Origin of the sequence: Catenulispora acidiphila DSM 44928, from assembly GCF_000024025.1 — a bacterium.
Classification (GTDB): domain Bacteria; phylum Actinomycetota; class Actinomycetes; order Streptomycetales; family Catenulisporaceae; genus Catenulispora; species Catenulispora acidiphila.
Genome location: NC_013131.1, coordinates 4345024 through 4359498 on the forward strand (window position 1 = coordinate 4345024; position 14475 = coordinate 4359498).

8 protein-coding genes and 1 pseudogene are annotated in these 14475 nt (G+C 69.1%); 5 read left to right on the forward strand and 4 right to left on the reverse strand.

The window, feature by feature from the left end; all coding sequences use genetic code 11:
- Nucleotides 1-23: 23 nt before the first annotated feature.
- A pseudogene (locus CACI_RS19045) lies at nucleotides 24-212 on the reverse strand (hypothetical protein); the annotation flags it as partial.
- Between the two features lie 692 nt (nucleotides 213-904).
- Here CACI_RS19045 and CACI_RS49925 point away from each other — a divergent pair.
- The 3 genes from CACI_RS49925 (at nucleotide 905) to CACI_RS45755 (ending at nucleotide 3646) form a co-directional block, all read left to right on the forward strand.
- Entirely contained in the window at nucleotides 905-1162 is a 258-nt protein-coding gene (locus tag CACI_RS49925; protein ID WP_143765298.1) for a hypothetical protein, read from the forward strand.
- Nucleotides 1163-1482: 320 nt separating this feature from the next.
- Nucleotides 1483-2913: a DUF1254 domain-containing protein gene (locus tag CACI_RS19050; protein WP_015792466.1), complete on the forward strand. Its 1431-nt coding sequence runs from the start codon at nucleotides 1483-1485 to the stop codon at nucleotides 2911-2913.
- 97 nt (nucleotides 2914-3010) lie between these two features.
- The gene (locus CACI_RS45755) at nucleotides 3011-3646 is read left to right on the forward strand and encodes a GAP family protein (RefSeq protein ID WP_015792467.1); all 636 of its coding nucleotides are present in this window, start codon (nucleotides 3011-3013) and stop codon (nucleotides 3644-3646) included.
- A 58-nt stretch (nucleotides 3647-3704) separates the two neighbouring features.
- Here CACI_RS45755 and CACI_RS19060 read toward each other — a convergent pair whose 3' ends face one another.
- Together CACI_RS19060 and CACI_RS19065 are read right to left on the reverse strand one after the other, a co-directional pair.
- Nucleotides 3705-5318, reverse strand: coding sequence for a SulP family inorganic anion transporter (locus tag CACI_RS19060; RefSeq protein ID WP_049871624.1), 1614 nt, complete (start codon nucleotides 5316-5318; stop codon nucleotides 3705-3707).
- 403 nt (nucleotides 5319-5721) lie between these two features.
- Nucleotides 5722-6069, reverse strand: coding sequence for a hypothetical protein (locus CACI_RS19065; protein WP_015792469.1), 348 nt, complete (start codon nucleotides 6067-6069; stop codon nucleotides 5722-5724).
- A gap of 97 nt (nucleotides 6070-6166) precedes the next feature.
- Here CACI_RS19065 and CACI_RS45760 point away from each other — a divergent pair, with 97 nt between their 5' ends.
- Together CACI_RS45760 and CACI_RS19075 are read left to right on the forward strand one after the other, a co-directional pair.
- Entirely contained in the window at nucleotides 6167-9307 is a 3141-nt protein-coding gene (locus CACI_RS45760; RefSeq protein ID WP_015792470.1) for an NHL domain-containing protein, read from the forward strand.
- A gap of 29 nt (nucleotides 9308-9336) precedes the next feature.
- Nucleotides 9337-10905 (forward strand): phospholipase C, encoded by a 1569-nt coding sequence (locus tag CACI_RS19075; protein WP_015792471.1) that lies wholly within the window; start codon nucleotides 9337-9339, stop codon nucleotides 10903-10905.
- A gap of 318 nt (nucleotides 10906-11223) precedes the next feature.
- Here the strand turns inward: CACI_RS19075 and CACI_RS19080 are convergent, their stop codons facing one another.
- Nucleotides 11224-14187, reverse strand: coding sequence for a glycoside hydrolase family 3 C-terminal domain-containing protein (locus CACI_RS19080; protein WP_015792472.1), 2964 nt, complete (start codon nucleotides 14185-14187; stop codon nucleotides 11224-11226).
- Between the last annotated feature and the right edge of the window lie 288 nt (nucleotides 14188-14475).

Genomic DNA, 14475 nt, shown 5'->3' on the forward strand with positions numbered 1-14475 from the left:
GGTGGCCACCTCGACCATCACCATGCGCCGTGCCTTCGCTGGTACTCGGGTGCCAACGCCAGTTCTACCAGCGTTTTCACCGCGCCGTCCGTGCATAGCACCGCGTCTGCCAGCTCGAATAGCTCATCGCGCCGCGCGGTCAGCGCGTCGTAGAAGCCGCGGCGGAACCCGGCCGATACCGCCAACCGGCCGCAGACGATCGCAGGTTGCAGGACACTGGGCACGGCGGCCCCCTTCGTGACACTGGGCATTCTTCGCAGAACCCATAGTCACGCGGAGGCCGTCGCCCTGTCCGGGGACTCGTCTAACACGCCGCCACTGAGCTGCATCAGGCCGTCGCCGCATCGCAGAACAGGAACATGCCCTCAGGGCATTGATCGATTTCTGACCTTAAGCGACAGGCTTACACCCAGTCACCGCCGATGATCCAGTCAGTGCGATTGCCGGACGGATGACGGCTCCGCAGCGCGCAGTACGGCGCGCACGCCGATTCCCCTTCTCGTATCAGCCGCGCTGATGCCTGCCCACCTCCGGCGGCAGCCGCCGACGTCCTCCTGACCTTCTGATAAGGAAGTCCCTTCTGTGAGTTTGATCGATGTCGGAGCCACACGCCTGGCGCGCAACGGACTCCATTTCGCTTTCTACGGCCGGGTGTCCACCGAGGACAACCAGGACCCCGAGGCATCCCGCAACTGGCAACGCACCCGCGCGCTCGGGCTGATCGAACCGCTCGGTCGCCGGCCTGCGGAAACAACTCGCCGACTGCGAGCGCAAGCTCACCCAGTACTGCGCGCTTCTGGATGAGGGCGCCGATGCTGCCACGGTCGCCATATGGATGCGCGAAGTCGAAACCGAGCGTATTGGCGTCCAAGCCAGGCCGCGTTCGATGGTAGGGCAACAAAGTATGAGCCCGGAGGAGATCACGGCCATCGTTCACGCCCTCGGCGACCTCATCAAAGTCCTGAACGGCGCCGACCCCGCAGACAAGATCGGGATCTACGAACAGCTCGGACTCCGGCTGACGTGCAACCACGGCGCCAACGCTGTTGACGTAGAGTTGGAGACATTAAACGGACCGGGCATGGAAGCCCGGTCCGGAGAATATGTGCATAATTCCAGTGTCCGAAGGGCGTTCGACTCCATAACCCCACGAAATCCCTAAGGTATTCTGTGGCGATCTGAAAATGGCATATTCCATACCGTAAAGCCTCTGGTGAAGGCCCGCTTTGCTCAAATCGCTCGGCCACGCTCCGGACACTTGACTGTCTCGCTTCCGCGTCTCGGCGCAAGCGGAATGAAAGTTTAAGACAGCGATCTTTTCGCTCCGTACGCGGCGTACGAAGATTGGAAACAAAGCATCCTCGAGTGTCGCGGGGCAACGGTTGCGTTCGCCGTCGTCCGAACGGCCCTGGGTGCATGGACTCTGCTCGAGATGCGGGTATCGCTGGTGGCATGAGCGTTTCCGAAAGGTCGTCCAGTGAGATGCACGCCTCCCGGCCTGACGCTGTCGCTGATGCGGCGCCGCCGCTGGTGCGGCAGATCAACGACGGCAGGTGGCTGGACCAGCGGGAGGCCGAGGAACTGCGCTCCGAGTTGTTCTTCCACCGGGCGGTCCACGCATATCTGACGATGCTCCCGGCGCTGAACGTTATCGGGATGCGGGACGGGTCCGAGGGTGCGTTCGGTGCCGGGTATCACGTGCTGCCGGTGTGGAAGGACCGGATGGACAGCAGGACGTGGGTGCCGACCCCGAACGCGGACGTCATCTACTCGATGGGCTACCTGGACCTCGGGGAGACCGGGCCGTTGGTGGTGAACGCCCCGGCGAACGTGATCGGGATGTTCACTGACTTCTTCCAGCGCACCATCACCGACGTCGGCGCGATCGGGCCGGACCGGGCGCGCGGCGGGCTGTACCTGCTGCTGCCGCCCGGCTACGACGGCCATGTCCCGAACGGGTACTTCACGTTCCGGTCCTCCACGTTCAACGTGTTCCTGTTCTTCCGCACGATCATGGGCAAGGGCGACGGCGGGCCGGATCCGTCGGTCGGCGCGGCCACGGCCGAGCGGACCCGGATCTATCCGCTGTGGGAGGAGGAGAAGGACGTCCTGCCGATGCAGTTCCCGAACGCGAGCGGCGTCCGGGTGAACATGATGTACCCGACGGACTTCTCCTACTGGACCATCTTGAAGGAGTTCGTCGACTTCGAGCCCGTCGGCGCGATCGTTCCGGAACTGCGCGGCGTGCTGGCCTCGATCGGCATCGTCAAGGGCGAGCCGTTCGCCCCGAACGCCTGGCAGCGCGAGCAGTTGGAACGTGCCGTCCGGGTCGCTCCGCGGATGACGCTCGCCCTGGCCCAACTCGGCCGGGACGACCAGCGCAATCTCTACTACACCGACCGGCAGTGGGAGCAGGCTTGGTGCGGCGGCACCGCGGAGTGGATGCAGGCCAGCTACCTGGACATCAACGCCCGCTCACGGTTCTTCCAGTACGCCTATTCCTCGGCCCCGGCGATGGTCGTGCATAGCACCGGCGCCGGCTCGAAATACCCGTACTCCGCCCGCGACGCCGACGGGGCGTTCCTGGAGGGCGCGAAGACCTACCGGCTGCACCTGCCGCCGAACCCGCCGGCCGACCTGTTCTGGGCAGTGACCGCCTACAACATCACTGACGGCACCATGCCCGAGACCGAGCAGCTGCTGCCGTCCACGAACAGCTACTACGACATCCCCAAGAACGATGACGAGTCGGTGGACGTCTGGTTCGGTCCGCGGAAGCCCGACGGCGTCGCCGACCACGCTTTCATCCAGACCGTGCCCGACCGGAACTTCGTTGTGGCGCTGCGCCTGTACGGCACGGCGCCGGCCTTCTACGACCAGACCTGGAAGCCGGACGACATCGTCAAGGCATGACGTCGTCGTCCACGGCCGGTCAGCCCTGACGCCGTCGGCCTGAGCGGCGCCGACGCCGATGCGTCGGTCCCGCCGATGGAGAAGCGGAGGTTCGGCAGTGCTGTGGGAGGCGATTCCGACCGCGCTGGTCGCGGCGTTCTCCCCGAGCATGCTCCTGATCGTCGCTGGACTGCTCGACCAGAAGCGTCCGTTGCGCAACGCCCTGGTGTTCCTGACCAGCGCGGCGGCTGTGACCCTGATCGCCGGTTTCGTCATGTACGCGCTGCTCCACAACACCGGCTTCGACGACACCCGCAAGCACCGCACGGTGCCGCCGACCCTCGACATCTTCCTCGGCGTGCTGATCCTGCTGTTCGGCTGGTTCGTGGCGCGCCGCCCGCCGGCCGAGCCGAAGGCGGCCCGGCAGCGGGAGGGACGGCTGCTGGTCGTGGTGGGGCTCGGCCTGTTCATGGGCTCGCCCTCGCCGTTCTACCTGGCGTCGATCCATTCCATCGCCAAGGGCGCCCCGGGCCCGGTGCTCGGCGTCGTGGACGTCCTCGTCATCGCGGCCGTGGTGCTCCTGCTGGCCGAGGTGCCGATCATCTGCTACCTGTATGCCCCACAGCGCACCGCCACGACTTTGCGGACAGTCAACGGCTGGCTGGCCCGCCACGGCCGGGCCATCGCGGTGGCCGCGGCGGTCGTCGGCGGCGCGTACTTCGTCATCAGCGGCCTCATCCGGCTGCTGCGGTAGCCGATCGCCCGGATGTGCGGTTCGCATACGGCTGCTCTTTCCGTCGGCGGCTTCCCTCTCACCGCAGCGAGTCGTCCGCAACACTCTGGAAGGTCTGCGCCGCGGTATCGGCGTCCGGAAAGATCTCAGCTGGACGTCCCAATTCCGGCGCCGCCGTGCCCGGGTCGTGCCGGCGCACGTGTGCGAACCACACGTCGACGTCTTCGCGTTTCAGGCGTGCGACCAGTTCCTCGATCGCGTCCTGGCTCGGCAGGCCCATTCCGTAGCTGGCGGACAGGTCCAAGACGACGGTTCGCGGCTTGGGGTTCGCGTTCGCCACATGCGCCAGTACGTCGTCGGTGACTCTTTGCGTGTTGCCGAAGAACAGTTGCGCGTCTGGTCGGAGCACCAGCAATCCCGGCACTGTTCGGGCGTCGTCGTGCAGCGTGATGTCGCCCCAGACCCGTCCGGTGCCGACACGTCCGAGTTCGGCGAGCCGCGGTCGTGACGAATAGGCGATGAACAACACCAGGGACAACACCACCGCGATGACCAGACCGGGCAAGAGATCGAAGACGAGGACACCGAGCAGCGCGGTGGCGGCCACGGCGAAGGACATGCGGTCCCGATGCCAGTAGCGGCGCAGTTCGGCGACCTTCAAAAAGCTGCGTACGGCGACGATGATGATGGCTCCGAGAACCGGCTCGGGCAGATCGGTGAACAGCGGCGTCAGCAGGAGGCCGGTGATCAGTACCGCGACCGCCGCCACCACGGACGTCATCGGCGTCGAGGCTCCGGCCGCTTCGGCCGCCGCCGACCGGGAGGCGCTGCCGGAGACGGCGAAGCCTCGGAACAGGCCGACGGCGGCGTTCGCGGCGCCCATCGCCGTCATCTCCCGGCCGGCGTCCACACGCTCGCCGTGCTTGGCGGCCAGTCCCTTGGCGATGCTGAAGCTCTCGGCGAACACGATCAGCGCGACGCCGAACGAACCGGCGACCAGCGCCGTCCAATCCGAGGACGACAGGTGCGGCCACGACGGCGTCGGCACGGCCCGCGGGATCTTCCCGACCACATCGACGCCATGGTCCTGGAGATTCAGCGCCGCGGAGACCGCGATCCCGGCCAGCAGGACCACCAATGCCGCCGGCAGCTTGGGCACCGACCGTTCCAGCGCCAGCAACGCGGCGATCGCGATCACGCCGACCGCGATCGAGGTCCAGCTCCAGTCCGAAGCGTGCCCGAACACGTGCCAGAGCCGCTGGAAGAAGTCCCCGTCTCCGGTCGGGACACCGGCGATCTTGCCCAGTTGCCTGACCATGATGGTCAACGCCATGCCGAACAGGAACCCGAGCAGTACCGGCTCGGCCAGGAAGTCGGCGACGAAGCCGAGCCGGGCCACACCGGCTGCGATCAACACGGCGCCGGCGATCAGTGCCAGCGCCGTCGAGAGCGTCGCGGCCTTGGCCGGATCGCTCGACACCGCCGAGACCGTGGACGCCGACAACACCGCGGCAGCCGAGGTCGCTCCGACGATCAGGTGGTTGCTGCGCCCGAACAACGCATAGGCGAGCAGCGCGACAGGCGCCCCGTAAAACGCGTTCTGGACCGGCACGCCGGCGATCTGCGCATAGGCCACGCACTCAGGCACGATCAGCGCCCAAGCCGTCAGCGCCCCGATGGTGTCCGGTGTCAAACGGCGCCGGTCATAGCCGCGGAGCCAGGCGGCGACCGGCCAGTCCCGGTCACCACGCTCAGCCCTCCCGGATTCCGTCACCTCAATCGCCGCCCGCTTCTGCCAGGCCCTGGCCTCGTGGCGGCCGCGTCGGAGCACGGTCTTTCTCTGGCTGCCACGGATTCCACTGCGCCGGCCACGCGCCGTCGCTCAGATGATCCGCGCACGAACCGGACTCGGTGATGTTTATACTCCGCCGCCGGCTTGGCCGTCTCGAGTTCGGCGACCCACGCGCGCGAGTCGCTGATCGCCGCGCGATCGACGGTGCTTCCGTCGCCCGGTGCCGGTATCGGACCGGATCCCATCGGTGCTCCTCGCCGTCGTCGGTTCCCACCTCGTGATCGATACCGCGATCGGAGCGGGTCTAGGCTGCGCCGTCCGAGTGGCCGGAGCCGCCGGCAATCGCTTCGGCGGTAGTCCGCAGCGTCGGCTCGGCCGCGAAGTCGTCGCCGGTCGCGCGCACCAGCCGGAATGACAGCTCCGGGTGGTCGATGACGCCGCCGGTCGAGCGCATAGAGGTCTCCCGTAGCCGGGCGTGTCGCTCCTTGGCGTTCATCAGCAGATCGACGACGGCCTCGGCGATCGCGCGGCGCCTCGTCGGATCCTCGGACGGTACTTCGAACGCGACCAGGGCACTGAGCGCCTTCGGCTCCAGTCGCTCTACGCTCCCGGCGGACGACGTGGCCGGCGCCGGGCGGGCGTCACCCGGCATCCGTGACACGTCATGTGTGGTGATTGTTCACAGCGGCGCCACTCATCGGTCACGAATGATCTCCGCCTCGGCAGCCGGGTTCTTTCTTAATTAGCCTATGAAACTTCCTATCAAGCTCCGCTGGGCGGCCGTGGCGGCGAGCGCCGTGGTCGGGTCGGCGGCGATCGGCCTGGGGGTGGCCGCTGCCGCGGGCGGTCCCGCCGCGTCGACCGGCGGCGGGCAGAGCTACTCCGCGGTCTGTCCGGCCGCGGACGTGGTCACGCCCGCGTTGAACAGCAACCTGATCGAGAACCCCGGGGCCGAGGACTACACGGCCCTCACCACGCTCGGCGAACCCGCTACCGACCTGCAGTACGCGCCCGACTGCTGGGTGAGCACCTCCCCGATGGGCGGCCAGGGCGCCGTCCTGGAGTCGGCGGCGTCCTCCGCGGTGCCCGGCCAGACCGGCAGCCGCACCTTCTACGGCGGCTACGACTACGACTCCCCTCAGGTCTCGATCGTGGGCGTGACGACCACGGCCACCCAGCTGATCGACGTGAGCTCGCTCGGCGCGGGCACCCGCGCGTACACGCTGACCGGCGAGATCGGCGGCTACACGACCCAGACCGACTACGCGACGGTCACCGCCCGGTTCGAAGACGCCGCCGGCGCCCCGCTCGGCTCGGCCGTCCTCGGCCCGGTCGACCCGGCCCAGCGCACCAACGTCACGAGCCTGATTCCGCAGGCGGCGACAGGCACCGTGCCGGCCGGCACCGCCCAGATCCTGATCACCGTCGCCTCGACCGGCGTCAGCGCCGGGTACGGCATCGACGGCCGCGCCGACAACCTGAACCTGACGATCTCCTCCGGCGACTCCGGCCAGAGCTACACCGTGCCGTGCCCGGCCTCCGACACGGTCACCCCGGCGCTGAACAGCAACCTGATCGAGAACCCGGGCGCCGAGGACTCCACCGCGGCGACCGCCCTCGGGGCACCCGCCGGCGACGACCAGACCGTCGCTGACTGCTGGACGAGCGCCTCCCCGCTCGCTGCGCCCGACGGGACGCAGGAGTCGAGTCCCTCGACCAACCCGGGCGTCACCGGCAGCCGCGTGTTCTACGGCGGCACCAACCCGAGCACCGTCGCGGTGGCCGGCGTGGTCACCACCGGCAGCCAGGTCATCGACGTCAGCTCCCTGAAGGCGGCCGGCCAGCCGTTCAAGCTGACCGGCAAGGTGGGCGGCTACTCGACCCAGAGCGACTACGCCGAAGTCGTCGCCACTTTCGAGAACGCTTCCGGCGCCAGCCTCGGCACCGCCCAGATCGGTCCGGCGACCCCGGCCGACCGCGCCAACGTCTCGGAACTGCTCCCCGACGGCGCCTACGGCACCGTCCCGGACGGCACCGCGAAGATCCTCGTCACGATCATCACGGGGGGCGTCAACGCGGGCGCGAACAGCGACGGCACGGCCGACGACCTGAACCTGACGATCGGTCAGAACGCGGTCGGCCAGAGCTACACCGTGCCGTGCCCGGCCTCCGACACGGTCACCCCGGCCCTGAACAGCAACCTGATCGAGAACCCGAGCGCCGAGGACTCCACGACGGCGACCGCACTCGGCGCGCCGCTCGGCGACGACCAGACCGTCGCGGACTGCTGGACGAGCGCGTCCCCGCTCAGCCCGCCCGACGGCACGCAGGAGTCGCGCACCTCGACCTACCCCGGCGTCACCGGCAGCCGCGTGTTCTACGGCGGCACCAACCCGAGCACCGTCTCGATCCCCGGCATCAGCACCACCGGCACCCAGTCCGTCGACCTGAGCGCGCTCGCCGTCGGCGGCCAGCCGTTCAAACTGTCCGCCGACCTCGGCGGCTACTCGACCCAGGGTGACTACGCGACCGTGACGGCGGCGTTCCAGGACACGAAGGGCGCCACGCTCAGCACCGCCAAGATCGGCCCGGTCACCGCGGCGCAGCGGGGCAACGCCTCCAGCCTGATCCCGCAGGCCTGGTACGGCGATGTCCCCGCCGGCACGCAGAAGGTCGTCGTCACGATCGCGACGGTCGGCGTGAGCAGCGGCGCGAACAGCGACGGCACGGCCGACAACCTGAACCTGACGATCGGTCAGAGCGCCGTGCCGAGCGGCCCGGTGCTGCAGACCATGCCGTACGCCTCGGTGGGCGACGACACGGGCACGCACGTCGACCCGGGCAGCGGCGCGGTCGTCCCGAACGTCGTGCCGGGCGCCCTGGACCGGCCGGCCGGTGTGTCGGCGTTCAAGGGCACCGTGGACGTGTCGAACACCGGTGACAACGTCGTCTCCGCGCTGCAGAACGGCTCCACCTCGGTCATCGCCGGCTCGCTGGAGGCGTACGGCGAGCACGGCGACGGCGGCAAGGCCACGTCCGCATCGCTGTATCAGCCCTCTGGCAGCGCCACGGACGCCGCCGGCGATCTGTTCGTCGCCGACGCCGGCGACAACGTGGTGCGCGAGATCGCCGCGAACGGGACGATCAGCCGCTTCGCCGGCACCGTCCCCGGCGGCTCGTGGTCCGGCGCCGGCCTCGGCGGCCTGGTCCCGCTCGACCATCCCGAGGCCGTCGCCGTGAACGCCGCCGGCGACGTGTTCATCGCGGACACCTACGCCGACCGGGTGGTCGAGCTCACGCCGCGGGGCCTGCTGCTGCGCCTGATCGGCACCGGCCGCGCCGGCTACTCCGGCGACGGGCGACCGAGCCCGCTCGCGCAGCTGAACCAGCCGATCGGGCTCGCGCTCGACGCCCAGGGCGACCTCTACATCGCGGACTCGGCCAACAACGTGATCCGCCGCGTGGACGCGCGCACCGGGATCATCACGACCGTCGCGGGCGACCACGCGGCCGGCAAGGCGGCCGGCGGCCTCGGCGGATTCTCCGGCGACGGCGGGCCCGCGACCTCGGCGCAGCTCAACGACCCGCAGGGGGTGGCGGTGGACGGCGCCGGCGACCTGTTCGTCGCGGACACCTTCGACAACGCGATCCGCGAGGTCACCCCGGACGGGACCATCAGCACCGTGGTGAACTCCTCCGCCGCTCCCGGCGGGGAGAGCAGCGGCGCGGCCCCGACCGCCTCGCACCTGAACACCCCGTACGCCGTCACAGTGGATCCGTCCACGGACCTGCTGTACATCGCCGACACCCGCAACAGCGTCATCGCCCAGGTGATCGGCCTGGCCCGCGCCGGCCACGCGCCGGGCCCGGTGGCCCCGCCCGCGTCCTGACGCCGACCCGCTCCACGAAGAGAGAGACCATGAACGACAAGAGCAGTTCCGCTTCTCCGGCGGTCTCGCGCCGCCGGTTCATCACGGGCGCGGCAGCCCTGGCCGGCGCGGCGGGCATGGCCGGCGTGCTGCCGGAGAACCTGGCCAGGGCCGCGGCCGCGAAGCCGGGGCAGGGCAGCTTGTCCCAGATCAAGCACGTCGTGTACGTGATGATGGAGAACCGGTCCTTCGACCACTACTTCGGCACCTTCCCCGGCGCCCGCGGGTTCGGCGACCCGACGGCCATCCGGCTGCCGAACGGCAACTCCGTCTTCCAGCAGCCGGACCCGGCCAACCCCGACGGGTACCTCGAGCCCTACCACATGTCGACCATCACCACCGGTGCCGCGGCGGTGCCCTCGCTCTCGCACGACTGGCGCGACCAGCACGCCTCGTGGAACCAGGGGGCGATGGACGGGTGGCTGAGCACCCATCTCGCCTCCGACGGCGAGGTCAACGGCTCGTTCACGATGGGCTACTTCACCCAGGAGGACATCCCGTTCCACTGGGCGCTGGCGCAGTCGTTCACGCTGCTCGACAACTATCACTGCTCGGTGCTGGGCCCGACGGACCCGAACCGGCTCGTGTGGATGTCCGGCACGAACGACCCGCAGGGCCTCAACGGCGGCCCGGTGCTCGAGACCGTCACGCCGAACCCGCTGACCTACCCGTCGGCGGCGGAGATCCTCCACCAGGGCGGCTACAGCGTCAAGACGTACTTCTCCGGCGCGACCAGCGGATTCAACGTGTTCTCCTGGTTCGCGAACTTCCAGAACAAGACGACCCTGCCCGCGGCGCTCTACAACGCGGTGATGAGCGGCGGCACGCTGTTCGGCGACGGCACCGTCGGCGGGGTCGGCAACCCGGCGAACCCGACCGCGGCGGCCGATCCCGATCTCGGGTTCGAGGAGGACTGCGCCAACGGCGTCCTCCCGGACGTCAGCTGGCTGTTCATGCCGAGCGAAGCCGACGAGCACCCGCCGAACCTGCCGGCCGCCGGCGCGCAGTACCTGGCGTCCAAACTGGAGGCGCTCGCCTCCAACGAGGAGCTGTGGAACTCGACCGTGTTCGTGCTGAACTACGACGAGAACGACGGGTTCTTCGACCACGTGCCGCCGCCCGTCCCGGACGTGCGCCAGTACCCCGAGGAGTTCGTGAAGATCCCTTCCCCGAAGGGCACGCCGGGCGGCGGCCTGCCGGTGGGCGGGGGCTTCCGGGTGCCGTGCATTATCGTCTCGCCGTGGACGGTGGGCGGCCGGATCTTCTCCGAGGTCTGCGACCACACCTCCGGGCTGCGGTTCATCGAGGCGATCACGGCGGCCGGCGGCCTGTCCGGCCACGGCGCGGTCACCTTCGCGCCGATCAGCCGATGGCGCCGCCACACCTTCGGCGACTTCACCGGCGCACTCCGGTTGTCCAAGCCGCAGCCGGCACCCGCCAACACGCAGTTCGACGCGGACACCACGGCAGCCAACCTCGCCGCCCAGACGACCGCCTCGAAGCAGCCGATGCCGGCCCGTCCGGGCGCGGACCAGACCTGGCCGCGGCAGACACACTGACGCGTCAGGGTCCTGCGGCGCCGGGAACTCGGCGCCGCAGGACCCGCGAGGCCGGGGCGGGAGCGCCGGTTGCAGTTGACGACGCCCCGAGGCTGAGGCGCGGGCGGGACACTGGCGCCGGGCTCGATCCCAGGGCTGAAATCAACGATCAGTCGTCAACGCTTAACATCTCGCGCTGCCCGTCGGCGCGAATCACCGCGATGCTCTCACTCGGAGGTCGAACAGCGAGCCCCCTGGGCTGGCTTCATCGCCCCGGCCATAGCCGACCACTTCTGGGGAAAGGGACCCGGCCGCCGTCGGCGGCCGGGTGAGGCGGAATCAGGGAACCGTGATGGTGCCGGTCAGCGGGAGGTTCCTGGACGAGTCGCCGACGAGGATCTGGTAGGCCCCCGACGTCGTCGTCCAGCCGCCGGCCGAGTCCGCCCAGTGGGCCAGGTCATGGCTGCTCACGGTGAACTGCACGGTCTGGCTCTGGCCGGGGGCGAGGCTCACCCGGACGAAGCCCTTCAGCTGTTTGGGCGGCTCGCCGGTGGACGAGGGATCGCCCACGTAGAGCTGCGCCACTTCGGCTCCCGCCGTAGTCCCCGTGTTGGTGACCGTGGCGGTGACGGTGCTGGTGTTTCCAGAGAGGGCGCCGACGCTCAGGTTCGAGAACCCGAAGCTGGTGTAGGAGAGCCCGTATCCGAAGGGGAAGAGAGGTGTCTTGTTCTGCGAGTCGTACCAGCGGTAGCCGACGTCGACGCCTTCGGAGTACTGGACCTGGTTGTTCGTGCCGGGCCACTGCGCCGTGGTGTGCGCCGGTACGTCGGCCAGGCTCGCCGGGAAGGTGACCGGCAGCTTACCGGACGGGTTCGCGTCGCCGAACAACAGGGCAGCGATGGCGTTGCCCGCCTCCTGGCCGGCGTACCAGTTCTCGAAAACACCGGCGACCGAGCCCAGCCACGGCATGGTGACCGCCGAGCCGGTGTTGAGGACGACGATGGTCTTCGGGTTGGCCGCGGCCACCGACGAGATCAGCGTGTTCTGGTTGCCCGGGAGGTCGATGTTCGAGATGTCGCTGCCCTCGGACTCCCCGTAGTTCGCGAAAACGATCGCGACGTCGGAGGCCTTGGCCAGGTTGACCGCGCGGGTGACGCCGGCGGCGTCGGTGCCGGCCTCGTAGGAGACGGTCACGCCGGAGCCCGCCCGGTTCGTGATGCCGGTCAGCGGGGAGACGGTGCCCGAGCTGCTGACGCCGGCGCTGCCGCCGCCGCTGGTCTGCACGCCCGAGCCGCCGTCGTTGCCCAGCACGGCGATCGAGTGCGTCGTCGAGGTGGACAGCGGCAGGAGGCTGTTGGCGTTCTTGAGCAGGACGGTGCCTTCCTCGGCGACCGTCCGCGCGGTGGCCACGTGGGCCGGCGTGGTGACGGTCGCGCCGGTCGAGCCGCTGGGCGCCTTGTCGAAGAGCCCGAACTCGAACATCTTCGTCAGGACCCTGCCGACCATGGTGTTCAGCGTGGCCGTGGTCACCGTGCCCGCCGTGACGGCCGAGGACAGCGCCGTGCCGAAGTAGCCGCTGCCCGGCATCTCCATCGTCAGGCCGGAGTTCGCCGACGCGACGGTCGAGTGCGTGGCGCCCCAGTCCGAGGTGACGAACCCGGTGAACGCGTCCTGCTGGTACAGCGCGGTGTTGAGGATATACGGGTTCTCACACGCGTAGGTTCCGTTGATCGTGCTGTACGAGCACATCACCGAGGACGCGTTGCCCTTGGTGATCGCCGCGTTGAACGCGGGCAGGTAGATCTCCTGCAGCGTCTGGTTGTCGACGATGGCGTTGTCGGCCGGGCTGTTGCGGTTCGTCTCCTGGTTGTAGACGGCCGCGTGCTTGACCTGGGCCATCACGCCCTGACTCTGGATGCCCTGGATGTTGGCGGCGGCTATCTGGCCGGCCAGGTAGGGGTCCTCGCTGAACGTCTCGAAGGCCCGGCCGAACCGCGGGTCGCGGACGATGTTGACCGTCGGGCCGAGAGCGACGCTCACGCCCTTGCCGGCGAACTCGGTGCCCTCGGTCGCCCCGTACTGGTTCTCCAGCGCGGTGTCCCATGTCGCCGCCGCCGCTACGGGCGCGGGCAGCTGGGTGACGCCGCCGAGCCCGTCGCCGACGCCTTGGGGACCGTCCTGCAGATTGAGGCCGGGGACGCACAGGGCCGGGATCGGTGCGACGACCCCGACGTACGCGCCGCCGACGCCGTGCAGCAGCGAGATCTTCTGGGACTGGTTCATGGCCGCGATGACCTGGCTGACGCGCGTCGCGACCGGAGCCGCGGAGCCGACCCACGGGCAGTTGGGGGGAGGCGGGGTGCCGGTGCCGGTGAGGACCTGGAACTCCCAGAGCGAATAGCCGTACGGGGTGGCCCTGGCAGTACCGTACATGCGGACGTACCGGCCGGTGCCCGTCACGTTGAGCGACTGGGTGCCGCCGGGGCCGCTGGTGGTCGAGTAGACCGTCGTCCAGGTCGCCGCGTCCTGCGACGTCTGGATCTGGAACGCCGAGGCGAACGCGGCCTCCCACGTCAGGTCGACGTGGCAGATCGGCTGGGACGAGCCCAGGTCCACTTGGACCCACTGCGGGTCGCTGAAGGCGCTCGACCAGCGGGTACTGGTATCTCCGTCGAAGGCGGCGCTCGCCGGCGTCATCGCGTTCTCGGTCGACGAGGCGGTGGCCGGCCTGCCCTGCGCGGCGTTAGCCGGTCCGCAGGTTCCGCCGGTGTCACCGGTCGTTCCGTAGACCTGGAACTCCCAGAGCGAGTAACCCCACGCGGTTCCACGGGCGGTGCCGTACAAGCGTATGTACCGGCCGGTGCCTGTGACGTTCAGGGTCTGGGTTCCACCGGTGCCCGTGGTGGTCGAGTAGATACTCGTCCACACGGCGGCATCAGGAGAGGTCTGGATCTGGAAGGACTTGCCGTAGGCGGTCTCCCATTGCAGGACGACCTGGCTGATCGTGTCACTCGCACCGAGGTCGACCTGGATCCACTGCGGGTCGCTGAAGGCGCTGGACCAGCGGGTGGTGGTGTTGCCGTCGACGGCGGCGCTCGCCGGAGTCCCGGCGTTCTCGGTGGAGGACGCGGTCGCCGACTTGCCTTGCGACAACAGCGTCGTGCCCGCAGCCGAAGCCTTGCTCGGCACGGCCAGCTGGGTACCGCCGACCAGTGCCGTGAGGATCGCCAGGACGGTCAGGAGGGTGAACAGCACCCTGAGTCTTCCGTGACGTCGCGATGTGCCAGGACTCGAGCGGGCCATGGAGACTCCTTCTCTTGGCGAGCTGACGTCAGTAGTCGAAGTCCCCGTGGTGACGCGCGGTATCGGGAGAGCGCTCTCCCACCCCTCAAGTGAGATATACGCTCGCGTTTCGGGGTTGTCAAACAACCCTGATACGGCCGCCGGCACGATGGCCGACTGCGTGAAAAGGCTCATTTGACGCCGAGGTGTGCGCGCTCTGTGACGTACCACCGGGCACTCGACGAGCGGCTTCGTGTGGCCCGGGTGTGGCGGGGCGGGTTCTAGGGGTGGTCGCAACACCTGAGTAGG

Coding starts and splice junctions, on each gene's coding strand:
- CACI_RS45760 (WP_015792470.1), top strand. CDS start 6,167: ATGAAACTTCCTATCAAGCTCCGCTGGGCGGCCGTGGCGGCGAGCGCC.
- CACI_RS19065 (WP_015792469.1), bottom strand. CDS start 6,069: ATGCCGGGTGACGCCCGCCCGGCGCCGGCCACGTCGTCCGCCGGGAGC.
- CACI_RS49925 (WP_143765298.1), top strand. CDS start 905: ATGAGCCCGGAGGAGATCACGGCCATCGTTCACGCCCTCGGCGACCTC.
- CACI_RS19050 (WP_015792466.1), top strand. CDS start 1,483: ATGCACGCCTCCCGGCCTGACGCTGTCGCTGATGCGGCGCCGCCGCTG.
- CACI_RS19075 (WP_015792471.1), top strand. CDS start 9,337: ATGAACGACAAGAGCAGTTCCGCTTCTCCGGCGGTCTCGCGCCGCCGG.
- CACI_RS19080 (WP_015792472.1), bottom strand. CDS start 14,187: ATGGCCCGCTCGAGTCCTGGCACATCGCGACGTCACGGAAGACTCAGG.